The following is a 19,880-nucleotide window of genomic DNA, read 5'->3' on the forward strand; positions in this document are numbered from 1 at the left end:
CCGAAACCGGAAAAGGTAAGGCCAACGTGCCTTACCTTTTCTTATTTTTAGCGACCCCTGCTTGAACAAAACCTATGCACCGATCGGCTGTCCTCCTGACCGGGCTTCTGCTGAGCCCCCTGCTCCTATCCGCCCAGACGCTGTTCAGGCCTCTGCCGGTAACGCAAACCCATATCGACTTCAGCAATACCATCAATGAAAACGAAGGTCTCAACGTCCTGGCATACGAATACTTTTACAACGGTGCCGGCGTAGCAGTCGGAGACTTCAATAACGACGGCCTCGACGACCTTTTCTTCACCGCCAATCAAAAGCCAAACAAGCTCTACCTCAATCAGGGCGGGTTGTCTTTCCGGGATATCTCAGCGGCTGCCGGTATCGAAGGCCGGACAGGGGCGTGGAAAACCGGCGTATCCCTCGCCGACATCAACGGCGACGGCCTCCTGGATATTTATGTCTGCTATTCGGGGAAGGTCGACGAAGCCCTCCGCCGGAACCAGCTATTCATCAACAAGGGTAATTTGACATTTGAAGAACAGGCGGCACGGTACGGCCTCGATCACCCCGGATACAGTACTCAGGCGGCTTTTTTTGATTTTGACCGGGACGGAGACCTCGACTGCTTCCTCCTCAATCACAACGTCAAGAAGTACGACAACATGGAGCTCGCCCGGCTTCACAAGGAAACCGACGAACTCGCCGGCAACCGCCTCCTGGAAAACCAGAATGGTCACTTCACCGACATTTCTCAGAAAGCGGGAATCTTTCAGTATCCGCTGACTTTTGGCCTGGGCCTGGCCGTTTCAGATATCAACCAGGACGGCTGGCCGGATATCTACGTCACCAACGATTACAACGAACCCGACTACCTCTACCTCAACAACGGCAACGGTACCTTCCGCGAAGACAGCCAGCATTGCTTCCGGCACCTGGCGCAGTTTTCAATGGGTATCGACATCGCTGACTATAACAACGACGGCCTCCCCGACGTCCTCTCCCTGGACATGCTTCCGGAGGATAACCGCCGGCAGAAACTGCTGCAGCTCCAGGAAAACTACGAGTCGTTCGAACTCATGACCCAGCAGGGCCTGTACAAACAGTACATGCGCAACATGCTGCAACTCAACAACGGAGACGGCACCTTCAGCGAAATAGCCCAGCTGGCCGGGGTATCCAATACCGACTGGAGCTGGAGCCCCCTCCTCGCCGATTTTGACAACGACGGATACAAGGACCTCTTCATCACCAACGGCTACCTGCGCGACTACACCAACAAGGACTTTCTGAAATACTGGGGCGATTACAAGGTCCGGAAAGCCATGAACCGGGAGTCGGTGCAGCTGATGGACCTCGTCCTGGCGATGCCTTCCACCAAACTCGCCAACTACATCTTCCGGAATAACCAGGACCTGACTTTTCAGAACAAACAGGCCGACTGGGGTATTCAAACGCCGACCATGTCCAACGGAGCGGTATATGCCGACCTCGACAACGACGGTGATCTCGAACTGATCGTCAACAACATCAACGAACCCGCCTCTGTTTACCAGAACATGAGCCGGGAGCTGCACAAGACTTCCTACCTCCGCCTTCAACTCGAAGGAAAATCGTCTTCCATCGGCGCGAAGGTGACCGTATATGCCGGCGGACTGAAGCAGTACCAGGAAGTATTTCCCGTTCGCGGCTACCTCTCCTGTCAGTCCCAAACCCTGCACTTCGGTCTCGGCAAAGCCACACAGATCGACTCTGTGCTGATTGCCTGGCCGGGAAGGAGGGTACAAAAACTGACATCAGTACCTGTCAATCAGCGGCTTGTCATCAAAGAGGAAGGCGGAATGACTCCGGCGAAGCTTCAGCCGGTTGCAGGTCTGTTCCGAAAAGTAACCTCGCCTATCTCCCTTGTCCACCAGGGCTATAACGAAAACGACTTCAAGCGCCAGCCGCTGATGCTGTTTATGTACTCGCAAACAGGACCGGTACTGGCAAAGGGAGACGTCAACCACGACGGACTCGAAGACGTATTCGTCAGCGGCGATCAAAGCCGAGCCGGTGGCATCTGGATCCAGCAGAAAAACGGAAGTTTCCGCCTGCTCTCCGGCCTGACGATCGGGGACGAAAGTATGTCAGCCATTTCGGCGGCTGTCTTTTTTGACGCCAATGGCGACGGCTGGGACGATCTCTACGTAGCCAAAGGCGGCTATTCCCTCTTCGAACCCAATACGCCTTCGTTGCAGGATGAACTGTTTCTCAACGACGGCGCCGGCCGTCTGCAAAAAGCGGCGCTGCCTGACCTGTCGGCGAGCAGTAAATCCTGCGTCCGTGTGTGTGATTTTGACAACGACGGCGATCCGGATCTTTTTGTCGGCGGAAGGGTCATTCCCGGCCGGTACCCGCTCGCGCCTACCTCCTACCTGCTGCAAAACAACGGAGAAGGGCAGTTCAAAGCCATCTCCGTTCCGTTTTCCAACATTGGTATGATCACGGATGCCCGGTGGGAAGATCTTGACTCCGACGGGCGGAAAGACCTCCTGCTCTGTGGGGAATTTATGCCGGTGAAAGTCTACCAGAATACCCGGGACGGGTTTTTGGATAAAACCAGTCAGTACTTTCCCAGTGAAGATCAGGGCCTGTGGATGTCGCTCGCCATCGGCGACGTGGACGGCGACGGGCAGAACGACCTGATTGCAGGCAACTTCGGCACCAACTCCCAGATACGTGCGTCCGTAAAAGAACCGGCCGAGCTGTATTTCGCCGATTTTGACCGGAACGGCTCCATCGATCCTTTTTTCAATTTTTATATCCAGGGCAAGTCGTATCCCTTCGTCAGCCGCGACGAGCTCAACGATCAGATGTATGCCATGCGGAAGAAGTTCGGCTTTTACAAAGACTATGCCGACGCCACCATGAAGAACCTGTTTACGCCCGCGGAACTCGACAAAACGCAGAAGCTGACCGTCACCGAGCTCCGTTCGGTCTGCTATCTCCGGGAAAAAGAGCATTTCAAGAAACAGGTACTTCCCCTGGAAGCGCAGTTTTCGCCGGTCACCCATACCCTGATCCGGGATTTTGACGGAGACGGAAAGACGGATCTCCTGCTTTTCGGTAACAAATCGGACAACCGCCTGAAAATCGGCAGTATCGACGCGGGCTACGGTACGTTGCTCAAGGGTAGCGGAGACGGCTCCTTCCGGTATGTCCGTCAACCCGATTCCGGCCTGTCGGTGACAGGAGACGTCAAATCTGTACTTGAACTCAGCTCCGGCGCCGGTACCCTTTTCCTGATCGGGGCGTTCAATCAGCCCCTTCAATGCTACCAAAAACCATGAAACGATTGCTGCTTCTGCTGGCGCTGACCGGCGGAACCGTACTGGCCCGTCCGCCGAAACTCGAAACCCACCTGCAGCCGACGGTTTTTGCCGTAACGATGGTGATGATTCACGATGTCGTCAACCCGCCTGCTGCCAGCCGGTTTTATTCCTATTGCCTCCTGGGTGCGCATGAACTGGTATCGGGGCATTCGGCTATTCCCTCGCCTGCTGCCTTTGTCCGCGAATTTCACAAACCGGAACTGAACCGGACCGGAAACTACCAGCTGGCGGCGCTTTACTGCATACTGGAAACCGGCCGGCTGATCCTTCCGTCGGGGTACATGCTTGAAGAGGAAGAAGCGAAACTGCTCGCTGCGCTCCGGAAAGAAGGGTATACTGAAAAAGAGCTGAAGGCGGCGGTAGTTGCCGCAGAAGAAATGGCTAAAAAAGTACTCGCTCTCGCCGCGACCGACGAATACTCCCGGCTCAGTACCCGGCTCCGCTACCGCCCGTTGAAAGGCGAAGGCTACTGGTATCCGACGCCGCCCGGCTATATGGAAGGAATTGAGCCACATTGGAAAACCATCCGGCCGATGCTCATCGATTCCTGTTCCCAATTCATACCCAGGCCGCCGGTACCCTTCAGCAAGGACACAACCAGCGCCTTCTACGCACTCACCCGCGAAGTGTACTCCGAAGGACGTAACCTGACGGAAGAAAAACGGTTTATCGCTTCCTACTGGGACTGCAACCCGTTCGCCATCAATACTTCCGGGCATATGTCCATCGGGTTCAAAAAGATCAGCCCGGGCGGCCACTGGATGAATATCGCGAGCCTGGCGACGGCTCAGGCCGGTATTTCGTTTGACAAATCGGTGGAAATACTCTCCCTCACTGCCATGACGCTGCGGGATGCGTTTATCTCGTGCTGGGACGAGAAATACCGGAGCAGCCGTATCCGCCCTGAAACGGTGATCAACCGGCTGATCGACAGCCGCTGGCAACCGCTCCTTCAGACGCCGCCTTTTCCGGAATATACCAGCGGGCATAGTGTCATCTCCACTGCGGCGGCAGAGCTGCTGACGTTTTTCTTCGGGGATCGTTTTGCCTTTACTGACAACACCGAAGTACTTTTTGAGCTGCCGGAGCGACGGTTTTCTTCTTTCCGCGCGGCAGCGGCCGAAGCGGCGATCTCCCGTCTGTACGGTGGCATCCACTACCGCGACGCCATTGAAAACGGACAGGAACAGGGTTACCGGCTCGGGCAGTTTGTGGTGGAGAAGCTACAAAAGAATGGGGTCCGGCCCGCTCGCTGACAAATCTGTTGCCGGGAAGTACTGCCAGGCCGCCACCAGGCGGCCTTTTTCCTTTCTCCTTGAATGCCAGAAAACGGTTCATGCAGATAAAACCACCGTTGAATCAGAATATATTCCTGAATTACAACCCTTTACCGTACTTTGGGTGTCTGACCTGCGTTTAAATGTCCGGTCTTGCGAGCCCGCCGTTATAAACTCCGCAAAACCGCTCATTCCTGTTCATTCCGGCCATGTATTTCCGGAAGACCCGTCTGATCCATGAAATGGTTTTTTGCTTTTCGCCAGGGAAATGACTTCTCGGCGGCCTACATCGAACTGCTCAAGGTAGCGGTCACCTCGGCGTTACAGAATACGACGCTGGAACCCTGGTTTGTGTACGACGGCGAGCCGGATAGCCTCGTTTCCTGGATGGAGGAACGCGGCGTGCGGGTGGTCTATCACCGTAGCTTTCTCTATCGTCACCTCGAGCAGATCGCCAGGAAAAAGGGCGATATCAATTACCTCGTCATTGGTTCCGGAGCCTTTCTGAGAGTGGAAATACCACTGATTACGGCCCGCCTGGGCCTCCAGGATGAATTTGTCCTGTATACGGATATCGACGTATTATTCCTGGAAGAGGTAGTGCCGGAGCTGGAGAAACTTCGTCCGGGGTACTTCGCTGTTTCGCCCGAAGCGGAGAAAGACGATTTCCGGAATGTCAACACCGGGGTTATGCTCATGAACCTCCCGGCCCTGCGTCGGGCACACGCCGGATTTGAGAAATTTATCATCCGGAAACTGGATAAACTGGTCCGGATTTCCTGGGATCAGGGCGCTTATAAACTGTATTTCCGGAAAGGCGTATTCCGGCGACCGTTATGGGATCCGCTGCCCATCCGGTTTAACTGGAAGCCCTATTGGGAAGACGACGGGCAAAGCCCGAAGATCATTCATTTTCACGGACCGAAGCCGCAGCACCGGGCGTTGTACGCACTGCCCGACGCGCAGCGGCGCCTGGGATGCCTGTACGGGTTTATGAACGAGCAGTACCGGTCCCGATGCCGGGAGTGGGATCGTTATCACCAGGAGATCACCGGCAGGCCGGAAACTAGCTCTTCCGGCCAATAATGGCCACCAGCCGGCCCGTTACTCCCTTTTCTGCCCGGTGTGAAAAGTAGTCGGCGTTGTTGAGTACCGTCGAGTACGAAGAAATTTCCAGCTGATTTGCCGGCACACCGAAATCACGCAATTGGCTCGCATTGGCTTCCTTGAGGTTGACAAAAAATTTCTGCTTCTCTTCGTCAAAACGCTTGTACACAGAATCAAAGTGATCAGCTACATCGGTTCCTACTTCGAAGGAGCATTCGTCGATGCACGTGCCGACGTAGCCGTAGCAATCCTCGCCTTTGGTCCCATACGATTCCTGCATTTGAGAAAGCGTTTTCGCTACCAGTTTCGAAACCGTGCCACGCCAGCCCGCATGAATGGCGGCCGCTACTTTGTTCCGGGCGTCGTAAATAAGGATGGGCGTGCAATCGGCGATGGTGACAAGAGCGAAAACACCCGGCGCATCCGTGACAACGGCGTCGTGCCCCTGCTCCCGGCCCGGTTGATCTGTCTGCCAGATTTCCGAACCATGCACCTGATGGGAAGAAGCTACCTGATCGGCCGAAATGCCCAGTCCCGCGTAAAAACGCCGCCGGTTTTCAGCCACGGCATCGGGGTTGTCCTGCGTCGACCCGCCCAGGTTCAGGCTCGCATAGGGAGGCAGGCTCACACCCCCGTGGCGGGTGCTTTCAGCGGCGATTAATTCGGGAAACGCGGCGAAAATGGCCGGCTTGCGGAAGAGAAGAGGAGACATATCCGGATTCAAAAGGCTGCAAGTTACGGCTTCCACGGCAAAGATCGGCAGTGCCCGAATGCGACCACTTCTACGGATGTTTATTCGTTTTTCCGGCTCTTCTCCAAAATTTAACACGATACTTTCAGGCAAAAACACATATTTTATCCGGCTTCGGGATATTTTTGTCCTTGTTCCTTTTCCCTGACCACATGCAACTTCATTGGCACGATCACAAACACCGACGAAAAACCACTGCCTGCCCCAATTGCGGGGAAATCCTCAAGCCGGCAGCTAATTTTTGCCCCAATTGTGGTCAGGAGAATCACAACCTCGACGTACCGCTCGGCCACCTCATCTATGAATTCGTCGAGAGTATTTTTCACTTCGATACCAAATTCTGGGAAACCGCCCGGGCCATTTTTACCAAACCCGGCCTGATTACCAAGGATTTTGTGGAAGGGAAACGCGCCCGGTACGTGCCGCCTGCCCGGCTCTATATCTTTATCAGCTTTATCTTTTTCCTGGTGCTGAATACAGCGCTCGACAAGGCAGTGGAAGAGGTGACGGAAGAAAAAGAGAAAATTGAGCACATCGTCAACCGCGAAACCGCATCTGCTGATACCGATTCCCTTCTTCGGAAAGACAATTTCTGGCGCGACCCGGATAGCATTGAAAAGAAACTTGCTGCCTATACCGGTACGGGATTCGCCCTGAATACCGACGAAGTAGCGGTTTTGAAAGACCAGCCGAAGGCGCAGCTGCAAAGCGCCTTTCTCCAGTTTGTGGAACTGGCCGTGCAGGACAGCCTCCGTACCCGGCGTATTCAGCCGGATTCGGTCTGGATGGATCAATACCGGGAAGACATGGGAGGGCTGAAAAATACGCTCCATTACATCCCGATTCACGTCGATACGCACCAATCCCGACTGGTGACGGGAGAAGACAAAACCTCGGATTTTCTGGGTATACGCGGCGATTCCGCGCTTTTTGTGAGCCTGCCGAAGATGACCGCCGCCCAGCTCGATTCTGTCTTCCGCCTCAACGGGGAAGAAACCGAAGGGCTGTCGGCGAGCCTCCACAAAAAAGCCGTCCGCGCCCTGGCCAAGACCCGCATCGCCTGGACAAACAAGGATACGCACGCGTTTGTCGAGCTGACGCATAAAATCACGAAGACGATTTCGACGGTTATGTTTATTCTGATGCCGGTCGTCGCACTACTGCTTTATATCTTTTACTACAGGCGTAAACGGTGCTACTACGAGCATTTCATCTTCTCTGTACATATCCACTCCGTACTGTTCCTGTTTATTTCACTCGAACTCCTGATCCGGCACTGGCTTCCGGTCAACTGGCTGGCCGGTATCAGCATCTGGATTTGCTGGTTCTATTTTCTGGTCGCGCTGCGACGGGTATATGCCCAGGGATGGTGGAAAACGACGTTTAAATTTGTGCTCTTAAGCCTGACGTACCTGTCACTCGCGGCCTTTTTGCTGGCGGGCTCAGTGCTCTACGGTTTTGTAAACTTTTGATTTACAGTAAATTATATAAAAAAGTGAGCGGATTCCCGACGGGAATCCGCTCACTTTTTATCCACAAAAACAATCAGATACCGAGGGTACCGAGTACGCTGTTCATGTTCCGGACCGCATCGGCAGACTTGTTGAACGCCGCCTGCTCGTCCGCATTGAGTTCGAAATCGACGATTTTTTCCCAACCGTTGCGACCGATGACCACCGGTACGCCCAGGCAGATATCCGATTGCCCGTACTCGCCTTCGAGGTACACGCAGCAGGGGAATACCCGCTTCTGATTCCGGACGATGCTCTCGACGAGCAGGGCGCCCGCCGCTCCCGGTGCATACCAGGCCGACGTACCGATCAGGTTGGTGAGCGTCGCACCGCCGACCATCGTATCCGCAGCCACTTTTTTGAGGGCTTCTGCGTCCAGGTACTGGGCGACAGGCGTGCCGGAATAGGTTGCCAGGCGCGTCAGCGGAATCATGGTCGTATCGCCGTGACCGCCAATGACCGTAGCCTGGAGATCCGACGGCGGTACGTTCATCGCCAGCGACAGATAGGTCTTAAAGCGGGCCGAATCGAGGATACCGCCCATACCGATGATGCGGTTTTTGGGTAATCCTGAAGCCTTCAGCGCCAGGTAAGTCATGGTATCCATCGGGTTGGAAATAACCACGATGATCGCGTCCGGAGAGTGCGCCAGCAGGTTTTCCGTCACCGTTTTCACGATGCCGGCGTTGATGCCGATCAGTTCTTCGCGCGTCATACCCGGTTTTCGGGGGATACCCGAGGTAATCACCACCACGTCAGACCCCGCGGTTTTGGAATAGTCGTTGGTCGATCCGACAATCCTGGAATCATAATCCAGCAATGTGGCCGTCTGGAACATGTCCAGCGACTTTCCCTCAGCCAGGCCTTCCTTGATGTCAAGCAAAACGACTTCCTCCGCCAACTCTCTCCGAACAATGTTATCGGCACAAGTTGCCCCTACGGCCCCGGCTCCTACAACGGTGATTTTCATGCAAATTGGATTTTAATGTCGTGAAAATGAAGTCTAACTGGTCGCCAGTAAAAATAGAAAGTCCTCAAGATGTAATAGTACCTTTCCGGAAAAAACCACAAAAAAAAGCGGAGACAGGCTCCGCTTGGGTTTATGACTTGGTTTTGGCCGGCTTGATTTTTCTCCGGCGGCGGGTCTTTCCGTAGGACCCGCGTTTACGCTTTCCTTTCTTCGATTTAGCATCACCTTTGCCCATAGTCTGAGAAATTTAGTGTTGAAAAATGTGAAGGAGGGACTCGCCCGGTCAGGAAAAAAACAGGAACAAAATCAGGAGGACAATAGCAAAAGCCAGGTACATCATACCGTCTACACCAATATACTTTCGATATTTATAGAGTGAGTCCACGAGCTTTTTCATTGTTCAATGATACAAGCTTTCTGACGAAACCCAAAACCCAACTACCTCTCATGCTGCGTCGTACGACCCTTTTTGTGCTATTTTGTACTTTTTTTGCCGTCTCGGTCCGGGCTCAGACCGATCGCCAGACGATCCTCTCCATCCTCGACCGTCAGACCAAAGCCTGGAACGCCGGCGACATTCCCGGCTTCATGAAGGGGTACTGGGAATCGGACAGTCTGATGTACATCGGCAAGTCCGGCATCCGGTATGGCTATGCTGGTACGCTGGAAAACTATCGGAAGAATTACCCGGACCGCGCGGCGATGGGTACGCTGAAATTTGATATCCTGCATGTGCAGTTACTGAGCAAAGACGCCGCCTTTGTGGTCGGGAAATGGCACCTGACCCGTCCCGAAAAGGGAGATATCGGCGGACACTTCAGCCTGACCTGGCGGAAAATCAGGGGGCAGTGGGTCATAACCGCCGACCATTCCTCCTGATGTTTGCCGGGATGGCCGCTATTCCGGACCTTTGCCCTGTATCATTCACTTATTTTTACTGCGTATGACTATCGGAGACGCCTACCAGCACCCGGTTCAGTTTTCCCAGGACGATGTCGTCCGGTTTGCGGAGGTATCCGGCGATCATAACCCGCTGCACCTTGACGCGGAGTTTGCCGCTACGACGCCCTTCAAGCGCCCGATCATCCACGGGATGCTCGGCGTGAGCGTTTTTTCCCGGGTAATCGGCATGGAGTTTCCGGGAGCCGGGAGTATTTATGTCAAACAAACGGTCGATTTTCTACGCCCCATGTTTGTCGATACTCCTTACGAAGCCCGCTTTCAGGTGCTGAGTATTAATCCGGAAAAGCATACGGCGGAGATCTCAACCGAGTTTTTCGACCCGAAAACGAAAAAAGTCACCACCCGCGGGGTGGCGACCGTGATGAACGCCGAACACTTCTGAAACAGAAAAGGCCCCGGATTCACCAATCCGGGGCCTTTTCTATAGCGAACGACGAGATTAGTCTTCTTTCTCGTTCTTTAAGTTCTGAACCTCCGTGCGGATATCCTGCGCAAGAACTTTCAGGTCTTGCATACCCTTGCGAACGCGGGTACCTGCCGCCTGATTTCCCTTTTCGTAAAACTTGTCAAAGTCACCTTCGAGCGACAGTACCAGGTTTTTAAGCTCCGCAAACTTGTTCATGTGAGTCTAGATTTTTAATGTTCAACAAACGATTGAAAGTACGCAAAACTGCGTTTTTGGCGAAATTTAGGCATTTAGCGTATTGATGCAAGAGTGCCTGGCACGAAAATGTGAAAGTTCTTGGAAAAATTATACAATTCGTTTGACAAAACAGAAAAATACCCCGTTTAATCCTGTATCAAACAGATTAAACGGGGCAAAAAGGGCCTTTAGAGCCTTTCAGGGGCTATTTCAGGAAAAGACAGCTATACCTTTGCCGGAATACTCACCCTTACGGAGTTTCTCCTGAATGACCTCGAAGGCATCCATCGTCACGTTCACATCTTCGATCGTGTGAACCGCCGTCGGAATGATGCGGAGCATAATGACTCCCTTCGGCACCACCGGGTAGACAACGATTGAGCAGAAAATACCGAGGTTTTCGCGCAGGTCGGCGACAAGCTGGGTAACCACGTCATTGTCGTATTGTCCCTGGAGGAATACCGGCGTCACCGGCGACTGCGTCGTTCCGATATCGAAGCCACGCGCGCGCAGACCCGTTTGCAGGACATTGACAATTTTCCAGAGATTTTCGCGAAGTTCCGGTTGTGTCCGGACCAGTTCCAGGCGCTTGAGGCCGCCGATTACCAGGGGCATCGGGAGCGACTTGGCATAGGTCTGCGACCGCATATTATAGCGGAGGTACTGAATGATGGCTTTCGGACCGGCAATAAATGCCCCGATGCTGGCCATGGATTTGGCGAACGTCGAGAAATGCAGGTCGATACCCGTCTGCACTCCCAGGTGCTCGGCTACGCCTGACCCGGTTTCACCCATGGTACCGAAGCCGTGGGCGTCGTCCACGAGGAGACGGAAATTGTATTTTTGCTTGAGAGCCACAATTTCGTCGAGCTTTCCGATGTTTCCGGACATACCGAAAACACCTTCCGTCACCACGAGAACACCGCCGCCCTGCTCATCCGCCAGTTTGGTCGCCCGGATCAGGTTCTTCTCCAGGGACTCCATGTCGTTGTGCTTGAAGGTAAAGTACTTACCCATTTTCGCTTTGTGGAGGCGGATCCCGTCGATCAGACAGGCGTGGCTTTCAGCGTCATAGACGATGACATCCTTGTAATCCACGATGGCCTCAATGGCCGACATCACCCCCTGGTAACCGAAGTTCAGCAGGAATGCGTCTTCCTTGCCGACGAAATCGGCGAGCTGACGCTCCAGCTCTTCGTGATACGGCGTTTGTCCGGACATCATCCGGGCGCCCATCGGCGCCGCCAGGCCCCACTGAGCAGCCGCTTCCGCATCCGTTTGGCGCACCTCGGGGTGATTTGCCAGACCCAGGTAATTGTTCAGACTCCAGTTCAGCATCTGCTTACCCCTGAAGTTCATGTAGGGTCCGATTTCTCCCTCGAGATAGGGAAAAGCAAAATACCCATGGACTTTCTCGGAGTATTGACCGAGAGGCCCCAAGTTGGCCAACCGACGTTCGAAAATATCTGCCACGTTCAATCGATTTTTATTGTTGACATTCGGCCTCTGCCCGCTTCGGAGGCGCCGGACACCGGATCGGAAACCAACCCGCCTGCCTTGCCGGAAGAAGCAGAGACCCTTCGCAATTTCTTCGGGCGCAAAAATAGGATTTTTCTGGGCCAAACCAAAGGAAGTTCGACGACTTGTTCGGGTGAGTCTCAGGAGCTTCCGGGAAAATCGCGACGTACCCCGTTTTACTTCGCTCTCAAGAACCGCCGCTGCGACGCCCTGCCCGCGTTGCGAAACACGCCGGGCCGGTTATCTTCGTAGCCGCTGACCAATCCCTCCGAACCATGTCTGCCATCCGAAAACTACTCATCGCCAACCGGGGCGAAATCGCGCTGCGCATCATGCGTTCGGCGCGGGAGATGGGTATCCGTACCGTAGCCGTCTTCTCGGAAGCCGACCGCGCGGCCCCGCACGTACGCTATGCCGATGAAGCCGTCTGCGTAGGCCCGCCGCCCTCGGCGCAATCCTACCTCCAAATGGACGTCATCATCGCCGCGGCACAGGCTACCGGCGCAGATGCCATTCACCCGGGCTACGGTTTTCTTTCGGAAAATGCGGTATTCGCCCGGAAGGTGCGGGAAGCGGGCCTGATCTTCGTCGGTCCATCGGCAGAAAGCATCGAAATGATGGGATCGAAAATCGCCGCCAAACAGGCCGCCCGCCGCATGAACGTACCGTTGGTACCGGGCGTCGACGAGGCGATTACCGACCGGAACGCCGCCAAAGGCATTGCCGCCGAAGTCGGGTACCCGGTACTCATCAAAGCCTCAGCCGGCGGCGGCGGGAAAGGCATGCGGGTAGTCCCATCGGAAGCGGATTTTGACGAGCAGCTCGACCGGGCAGTATCAGAGGCCGTTGCCAGTTTCGGAGACGGCTCCGTCTTCATCGAAAAGTACATTACCAGTCCCAAACATATTGAAATTCAGGTACTGGGAGACCAGCACGGGAATATCGTCCACCTCTTCGAGCGGGAATGTTCCATCCAGCGGCGGCATCAGAAAGTAGTGGAAGAGGCTCCGTCGGCCGTCCTGACGCCTGCTATCCGGGAAGCGATGGGGCAATGCGCGGTAGACGTTGCCCGCGCCTGCGGGTACTACGGCGCGGGTACGGTCGAGTTTATCGTCGACGAAAACCTCGATTTTTACTTTCTCGAGATGAATACCCGCCTTCAGGTCGAGCACCCTGTGACAGAGCTCATTACAGGCGTGGACCTGGTGAAGGAAATGATCCGCGTCGCCGAAGGGCAGGTATTGCCGTTCCGGCAGGAGGATCTTTCAATACGTGGGCATGCCATTGAGATCCGCGTTTGCGCCGAAGATCCGCGCAACCAGTTTCTGCCCGACGTCGGCACACTCCGTACCTACCGCCGCCCCCAGGGCAACGGCGTACGGGTAGACGACGGCGTGGAAGAAGGCATGGATATCCCTATTTATTATGACCCGATGATCGCTAAACTCATCACCTACGCCGCGACCCGCGAAGAAGCCGCGCAGAAGATGGTACGGGCCATCGATGAATACCATATCTCGGGCGTACAGACGACCCTTCCGTTCTGCCGCTTTGCGATGCAGCACGAAGCGTTCCTTTCCGGGCGGTTTGATACCCGGTTTGTCAGCCTCTATTTCACCCCGGAAGTACTTGACGAGGCGCCGGATGCCGACGAAGAGGCTCTGGCTGCGTTTCTTGCCGCCCGTTTCTGGGAGTCCGGAAAGGCCGCAACAGCGAAAGCGCCCGTCCGTACTTCGGTCTCGAAATGGAAACAAAACCGCTCCTGATGGCTTTTTTAAAACGATTGGACCGTGTGGTATTTGTTGTACTGTTAGTGGGGATGGCGGTAATCGGCTGGCGGATACTGAGCGACCGCTGGCGGCTGTTCCGGGCAGAACAACACGAAGCCGATCTTCGTGAAAGTACCGGAATTCCGCTTAATGAAGAGCGTAAGCAAGACGGACTCGAACAGGTACAGGAATCCTATACCTCTGTCCTTCAGCCCGCAGACAGCGGAATGGTCGTGCGGTGGACCGGCCCCGTCGCCAGTGCCGGGCGGCCTTATTTCTGGAAAAAGGAGGTCTTTCTCCGGAATAACAAACGCTACCGGGAAACCGACACCTATGTTTTTCCCCTGAAACGCAAAGGCAGCCACCTGCTGCATTTTGATTTTTTTCCGGATAGCCTGCCCGAGCGGCGGTTCCGGGCGCGACTGGTCCCGCAGGACCTGCCGACAATTCACTCGTTCGAGTTACCGCAAAGCCGGGAAGCCCGCCTGCTGCGCGACAGCCTCCTGACCGAATGGCGCATACCGCTGCCCTGACGGCATTCTTTTTTTATTCCTCCCTCTGAACCCAAATACCCGCCCTTATGCGTGCCGGCTCTTTATCTGTCGATTACCTGGAGGGATCCCTCCGCTACTTCCGGTTCGGCGACCGGGAAATTCTTCGCCGCATTTACCCCGCGCTGCGCGACGCCAACTGGCGTACCGCCGTTGTCACACGGACGAATGAGCAGCAGGATATTCAGGAAGATTCCTTCCGGATTTCATACGACTGGTACACCGAAGACCTCGGCCTGCATATGAAAGGCACCGTGGTTCTGACCGGCATGGCCGACGGTACCGTGACCTTCGACTGGACCGGCGAAGCCCTTTCCGATTTCTCCAAAAACCGCATTGGTCTTTGCGCCCTGCACCCGCTGGCGCCGGGACTCCCCTGCCGGATCACGCACCCGGACGGGTCTGCAACCCTGGCGGCGTTTCCCGACAAAATCGATCCGCATCAGCCGTTTTTTGATGTTTCGGCGATGGAATGGAACGCCGGTCCCGGCGTAACCGCCCGGCTTCAGTTTGAAGGGGAAGTATTCGAATCGGAAGACCAGCGCAACTGGTCTGATGCGTCGTTCAAAACCTACTCAACACCGCAGCGGTACCCGCAACCGGCTGATGTAGCCGCCGGTGAGGTCTTTCACCATACCATTACCCTCACCTTTGACGGAACATTACCCGCTTATGAACCGGAGGATTCCGTTATCCGGATCGATTTGCAGGGAGAATCGAAGCCCTTTGTCCGCTGGGGGCTGGGCTGGTGGCCGGCGGCTTCACTGTCTTCTGAAGAAACTACCCTCCTGAAAAAGCTTTCGCCTGCATTCCTGCGGGTACTCAACCCGAAAGACCAATCGGTACTGGACCGGGCGGCTGAAACGGGTATTCCTCTGCGTGTGGATATTGCGGCAGATACACTGCCGGACTGGCTGCGGGGCCATCCTGCGGTGAAAGAGGTCTTGCATGTTTCCGAAGAAGGATGGACCGGCAACGACCAGCTGGCCGGTAATCCGCCAGCGGAAAAACGGGGAGGCGGAACCCTGGGGCATTTCGCTGATTTCAACCGGAATCCCTTCGATTTTTCCCGCGTGGATTTCGTCGGCTTTACGCTGACTCCCACCGCGCATAACCCGGATACCTGGACGCTTTTTGAAAACCTGCCGGCACAAGCCGAACAGGTACGCACGGCGGCGGCACGCTCCGGCAGGCCTGTATCGGCGACGCACGTGACACTGTTTCCCCGCCCGAAACAGGCAGCGGAACCGGATCCCCGGCAGCATACAGCCCTTGGCGCGTCCTGGCTGGTCGGCAGTTTGAAATACCTTTCCGAAGCCGGAGCCGAGTCAGCGGCGTTTGAAGACCTGACCGGCCCGTACGGACTGATTCACGGGGGAGAAACCACCCCGGCCTATCACCTTTTTGCTTTTCTGAGCGAGTTCCGGCCCGAACGGGTGATTCTCTCCAGGAGTTCACAGCCGCGGGTATGCAGCAGTTTGATTCTGGAAAAAGCAGACGGCTGGAAGACCACCCTCCTCGCCAACCATACTGACGCGCCGATCGAAGTCCGCCTGCCCGGCGGAATCCCTGTAGTACTTGCTGCTTATGAATGGAAGGCCGTCTACTGACCTATAGCCCGGGAATACCCAGGAAGCGGTTCGGGTCGGGGCAGTTCGCCAGAAACTCTTCCCGACGTGACAGCGCGCAGACGCCGGGGTAGTCGCCCGAGTATCCCTGCAAATCCCGGATCACCTGAAAATGAAGGTGGGGAGGCCAGTCTCCATTTTCCGGAAAGGTACCAAACTCCGCAAATACTTCGCCGGCCGGGATGACCTGGCCGGCTTTCTTCCCGATGAGGGATGTCCTGGAAAGGTGCCCGTACAAGGTATAGAAGGTTTCGTCGTTCAGCCTGTGTTCGAGGATAATCGTCGGACCGTAGTCTCCGAAACGGGCATTATCCTGAAAGCTGTGAATGGTACCATCGAGCGGCGGGCTGACGGGCGTGCCGGCTTCCGCCCATATGTCGATGCCGAGGTGTATTTCCCGGGGTTCCTGATCCGCTGCATTGAAATGCAAACTCCGGCGGTACAGTATCCGGTGTTCGTTATAGCCGCCTACGCCGCAGACGGCTCCGGCATCTCTCAAAACAGCAAAAACATAGTTGGAAAACGAGGCCGTATCCGGCAGGTCCAGCTTGGTTAATTCCTGATTTTCAGCCGTAAAATCCAATATTACCCACCAGTCTTTCGTCCAGTCGAACGGTACTACAGGAGCAAAGAAAATTTGGCCTTTCGCCGTCGCATCATTCGGTTTCATCGCGCCCGGATAGTGAGTGTCGTACAAAACAGGTTTATATTTGGGAATTACGAATTCACTTTAATCACAAACTTCGGATGTCTGAAACCCTCAAATCTCCCTCTTCCGGGAAGATCCTGGGCCACCCGCAGGGACTTTTCCTGCTCTTCACCACGGAAATGTGGGAGCGGTTCAGTTACTATGGCATGCGTGCCGTTTTGACCCTCTACTTTACGCAGGCGCTGTTATATGACAAAGCACTCGCGTCGAATTTTTACGGAGGGTATACCTCGCTCATCTACCTCACACCACTGATCGGCGGATACATCGCCGACAAATACTGGGGCAACCGCCGCTCTATTCTCGTCGGCGGCCTCCTGATGGCCCTGGGGCAGTTTCTGCTCTTCTGTTCGGGCAGTATGTACGACCAGCCTCTCGGCAACCTGCTGCTGTATATCGGTCTGGGCGGAATGATTGTCGGAAACGGCTTTTTCAAACCGAATATTTCCTCGATGGTGGGGACGTTGTATGACCCCGCCGACCGCCGCAAAGATACCGCATACACCATTTTTTACATGGGGATCAACCTGGGCTCGTTCATCGGCCAGACGATCTGCGCGGTAGTCGGCAATACCGGCGATCCCAAAGACTTCCGCTGGGCCTTCCTCGCCTGTAGTATTGCGATGCTCCTCGGTACCTTTATTTTCCAGTGGGGCAAAATCAAGTACCTGATTACCTGGAAGGGAGAGCCGGTCGGCCTGACTCCTCCCGATTCCCCGAAGGTGAAGCCGATTTACTGGTCGCTTCCTCTGCTCTTCTTCGCCGGACTCGGCCTGTTGTGGTTCGACGTCAACGCCTACCCGATTCTGCTCTGGCTGCCCCTCGTCGGCGGTATTCTTTCCCTGATTATCATTTTGCTGGACAAGTCCCTCACCGCCAAAGAGCGCCAGCAGGTTATTGTCATTTACGTTGTTTCCTTCTTCGTCATTTTCTTCTGGGCTGCTTTCGAGCAGGCAGGCGCTTCCCTGACCTTCTTCGCGGATGAGCAGGTAGACCGCGAGCTGTTCGGCCTGACGATCCCTCCTGCGCTTTTCCAGAACTTCAACCCGTTCTTTGTCGTCACCTGCGCGCCGCTGATGGCCGTCGTCTGGACCTTCCTCGGCAACCGGGGCCTGGAGCCTTCTTCTCCCTATAAAATGTCGATCGGACTGACCCTGCTCTGCATTGGCTACCTGATCATGCTTCCGGCGGTGAAAGATCCGGTTCCGGGTGTGAAAGTCAGCGCGGGTTACCTTGCTGCCCTGTACTTTTTCCACTCCGTCGGGGAGCTGTGCCTCTCTCCGATCGGTCTTTCCCTGGTCAACCAGCTTGCGCCAACTAAATACAGCTCCCTGCTGATGGCCGTCTGGTTCCTTGCCAATGTGATTGCCAATAAGTTTGCCGGTACCCTCAGCTCCTTTTACCCCGAAGCCGGAAAACCGACAGTACTGCTTGGTTATCAGATGAATAACCTGTACGACTTCTTCCTGCTTTTCGTCATCATGTCGGGAGTAGCCGCTGTGCTGCTGTTTCTGCTTTCGCGCCGGCTGGTGCGGATGATGCACTGACCAATAGTATGACCCCCAAAAAAAACGGGAGCCCCGGAACAGTCCGGACCTCCCGTTTTTTCTTTTCTTTCGGGAAGAAAGTGTGTCTTAGCTCTGACATGCTTTTACGGTCATGAAACGTCTCGCTCTTCTCGCTTTTCTGCTCTTCGCCTTTCCGGCGAAAGCCATTCGTGTCGATTCCCTCCGCTATGCGCCGTTCGGCATGCTGCACCTGTTTCATCCGGTGACGCCGCCGACGGCTGTCGCGATTTTCATTTCCGGAGACGGAGGCTGGAATGCCGGGGTGATTACCATGGCGGAAAAACTGGCGGAAAAAGGTTCGCTGGTCATCGGCGTCAATATTCTTCAGTACTATGCGGCGCTCCGGAAGCAAACCGGTGCATGCTACTATCCGGCTGCTGATTTCGAGACGATGAGCCTGTCTGTCCAGAAAAAACTCCGCATCCGCCAGTACCTGAAGCCGGTGCTGGTGGGGTATTCCTCCGGGGCAACACTGGTATACGGCATGCTGGCGCAGGCGCCGGCCGGAACCTTCCGCGGGGCGCTCGGGCTGGGCTTCTGCCCCGATATCGAACTTCCGAAGCCCCTGTGCGCCGGCGCGGGCCTCCGGAACCGGGTACTCAAGCCGGGCAAGAGCTATTTCCTCGAACGCTTCGACAAACTACCCGCTCCGTTTATCGCCTTGCAGGGTATGACCGATCAGGTATGCCAGCCCAAAGCGACGCAGGCCTACCTGACCGGCCTGCCGAACGCCAGCCTGGTAGCCCTTCCGAAAGTAGGGCATGGTTTCGGCGTGCCAGCGCACTGGCTTCCTGCCTATCTCTCTGCCTATGACCGGCTGGCAAAAGACGCGGCGCCTGCCCGGGCTGTCGCCTCCCTGCCGGAACTACCCCTGACCGTCGTCGCCCCTGCCCGACCGGATACGGCACCTTTTACGGTGTTTTTATCGGGTGATGGCGGGTGGACGAGTTTCGATCAGTCCGTCGGATCAGCTCTGGCAGCCAAAGGCTCGGCAGTAGTGGGGCTCGACGCCCAGCACTATTTCTGGCAGGCACGTACGCCGGAAAGTACCACGGCCGACCTCGTCCGCGTCATCCGGTACTACCAGCAGAAATTCAACCGGAAAGACTTCGTATTGGCGGGGTACTCCTTCGGCGCGTGCGTGGCGCCGTTTGTGGCGAACCGGCTGCCGGCTGACCTGAAGGCGAATCTCCGGCAGGTTGTATTGCTTTCCCCTTCTGAAAAAGGAGACTTTGAGATTCATATTTCGGATATGCTGAGTATCGGCAGTCCGTCGGACCAGTATGACGTCCTCGCTGAAACCACAAAAATCAAGGCGCTGCGGCCGGTATGCCTGTTCGGAAGTGAAGAAGATATTCCGACGCGGGACCGCTTTGCCGCCGCCGGTGTACCTGTCCGGACGCTTCCCGGCAGCCATCATTTCGACGACGCCTATGCGGCGATCGCGAATGTGATTGTCTCACTTTAAGGTCGTTTTAAGAATATTTACACACGGGTTTAAGGTCGCGGGCGGACCTTTGAATCGTTCAAACTGATCAACACCCGGC

17 protein-coding genes are annotated in these 19,880 nt (G+C 55.4%); 11 read left to right on the plus strand and 6 right to left on the minus strand.

What is annotated here, in order from left to right:
• Positions 1-74 precede the first annotated feature (74 nt).
• The 3 genes from BLR09_RS12735 (at position 75) to BLR09_RS12750 (ending at position 5,731) form a co-directional block, all read left to right on the plus strand.
• A complete protein-coding gene (locus BLR09_RS12735; protein WP_093202528.1) occupies positions 75-3,326 on the plus strand; it encodes a VCBS repeat-containing protein in 3,252 nt (1,083 codons plus the stop codon).
• On the plus strand, positions 3,323-4,624 hold the full coding sequence (locus BLR09_RS12740; RefSeq protein ID WP_093202531.1) for a vanadium-dependent haloperoxidase: 1,302 nt from the start codon (positions 3,323-3,325) through the stop codon (positions 4,622-4,624). Before BLR09_RS12735 ends, BLR09_RS12740 begins: the two co-directional genes overlap by 4 nt.
• 258 nt (positions 4,625-4,882) lie before the next feature.
• Positions 4,883-5,731: a glycosyltransferase family protein gene (locus tag BLR09_RS12750; protein ID WP_093202536.1), complete on the plus strand. Its 849-nt coding sequence runs from the start codon at positions 4,883-4,885 to the stop codon at positions 5,729-5,731.
• Here BLR09_RS12750 and pgeF read toward each other — a convergent pair.
• Positions 5,712-6,464, minus strand: coding sequence for a peptidoglycan editing factor PgeF (gene pgeF / locus BLR09_RS12755; RefSeq protein ID WP_093202539.1), 753 nt, complete (start codon positions 6,462-6,464; stop codon positions 5,712-5,714). The genes BLR09_RS12750 and pgeF overlap by 20 nt on opposite strands.
• A 191-nt stretch (positions 6,465-6,655) precedes the next feature.
• Here pgeF and BLR09_RS12760 point away from each other — a divergent pair, with 191 nt between their 5' ends.
• Positions 6,656-7,975: a DUF3667 domain-containing protein gene (locus BLR09_RS12760; RefSeq protein ID WP_093202925.1), complete on the plus strand. Its 1,320-nt coding sequence runs from the start codon at positions 6,656-6,658 to the stop codon at positions 7,973-7,975.
• Between the two features lie 73 nt (positions 7,976-8,048).
• On the opposite strand, the gene mdh is transcribed toward BLR09_RS12760, so the two are convergent.
• On the minus strand, positions 8,049-8,984 hold the full coding sequence (mdh, locus tag BLR09_RS12765) for a malate dehydrogenase (RefSeq protein WP_093202542.1): 936 nt from the start codon (positions 8,982-8,984) through the stop codon (positions 8,049-8,051).
• 130 nt (positions 8,985-9,114) lie between these two features.
• Positions 9,115-9,219, minus strand: a complete 105-nt coding sequence (locus BLR09_RS12770) for a 30S ribosomal protein THX (protein ID WP_093202544.1) — start codon at positions 9,217-9,219, stop codon at positions 9,115-9,117.
• 212 nt (positions 9,220-9,431) lie between these two features.
• On the opposite strand from BLR09_RS12770, the gene BLR09_RS12775 reads away from it, so the two are divergent.
• Positions 9,432-9,863, plus strand: coding sequence for a YybH family protein (locus BLR09_RS12775; RefSeq protein ID WP_093202927.1), 432 nt, complete (start codon positions 9,432-9,434; stop codon positions 9,861-9,863).
• A gap of 64 nt (positions 9,864-9,927) precedes the next feature.
• Positions 9,928-10,329, plus strand: coding sequence for a MaoC family dehydratase (locus BLR09_RS12780; RefSeq protein WP_093202547.1), 402 nt, complete (start codon positions 9,928-9,930; stop codon positions 10,327-10,329).
• A gap of 57 nt (positions 10,330-10,386) precedes the next feature.
• Here BLR09_RS12780 and BLR09_RS12785 read toward each other — a convergent pair whose 3' ends face one another.
• Both BLR09_RS12785 and BLR09_RS12790 read right to left on the minus strand, forming a co-directional pair.
• Positions 10,387-10,569, minus strand: coding sequence for a histone H1 (locus BLR09_RS12785; protein WP_093202550.1), 183 nt, complete (start codon positions 10,567-10,569; stop codon positions 10,387-10,389).
• Positions 10,570-10,800: 231 nt separating this feature from the next.
• Entirely contained in the window at positions 10,801-11,949 is a 1,149-nt protein-coding gene (locus tag BLR09_RS12790; RefSeq protein ID WP_245689923.1) for an aminotransferase class I/II-fold pyridoxal phosphate-dependent enzyme, read from the minus strand.
• Positions 11,950-12,383: 434 nt separating this feature from the next.
• Here BLR09_RS12790 and accC point away from each other — a divergent pair, with 434 nt between their 5' ends.
• The 3 genes from accC to BLR09_RS12805 are packed head-to-tail and all read left to right on the plus strand — an operon-like array spanning position 12,384 to position 16,038.
• Positions 12,384-13,874 carry an acetyl-CoA carboxylase biotin carboxylase subunit gene (accC, locus tag BLR09_RS12795; RefSeq protein WP_093202552.1) on the plus strand — a complete coding sequence of 497 codons (1,491 nt, stop codon included), beginning with the start codon at positions 12,384-12,386 and terminating at the stop codon, positions 13,872-13,874.
• Positions 13,874-14,410 (plus strand): hypothetical protein, encoded by a 537-nt coding sequence (locus tag BLR09_RS12800; RefSeq protein ID WP_143011082.1) that lies wholly within the window; start codon positions 13,874-13,876, stop codon positions 14,408-14,410. The genes accC and BLR09_RS12800 overlap by 1 nt, the downstream gene beginning before the upstream one ends.
• A gap of 47 nt (positions 14,411-14,457) precedes the next feature.
• The gene (locus tag BLR09_RS12805) at positions 14,458-16,038 is read left to right on the plus strand and encodes a D-apionate lactonase family protein (RefSeq protein WP_093202558.1); all 1,581 of its coding nucleotides are present in this window, start codon (positions 14,458-14,460) and stop codon (positions 16,036-16,038) included.
• A gap of 1 nt (position 16,039) precedes the next feature.
• On the opposite strand, the gene BLR09_RS12810 is transcribed toward BLR09_RS12805, so the two are convergent.
• A complete protein-coding gene (locus BLR09_RS12810) occupies positions 16,040-16,726 on the minus strand; it encodes a peptidoglycan DD-metalloendopeptidase family protein (RefSeq protein ID WP_093202560.1) in 687 nt (228 codons plus the stop codon).
• 77 nt (positions 16,727-16,803) lie between these two features.
• Between BLR09_RS12810 and BLR09_RS12815 the strand changes: the two genes are divergently transcribed.
• Together BLR09_RS12815 and BLR09_RS12820 are read left to right on the plus strand one after the other, a co-directional pair.
• Entirely contained in the window at positions 16,804-18,312 is a 1,509-nt protein-coding gene (locus tag BLR09_RS12815) for a peptide MFS transporter (protein ID WP_093202563.1), read from the plus strand.
• 112 nt (positions 18,313-18,424) lie between these two features.
• Complete coding sequence (locus BLR09_RS12820; RefSeq protein WP_093202566.1) at positions 18,425-19,801, plus strand: AcvB/VirJ family lysyl-phosphatidylglycerol hydrolase; 1,377 nt, start codon at positions 18,425-18,427, stop codon at positions 19,799-19,801.
• The last annotated feature ends 79 nt before the right edge of the window (positions 19,802-19,880 follow it).

Source organism: Siphonobacter aquaeclarae (genome assembly GCF_900103285.1).
Classification (GTDB): Bacteria; Bacteroidota; Bacteroidia; order Cytophagales; family Spirosomataceae; genus Siphonobacter; species Siphonobacter aquaeclarae.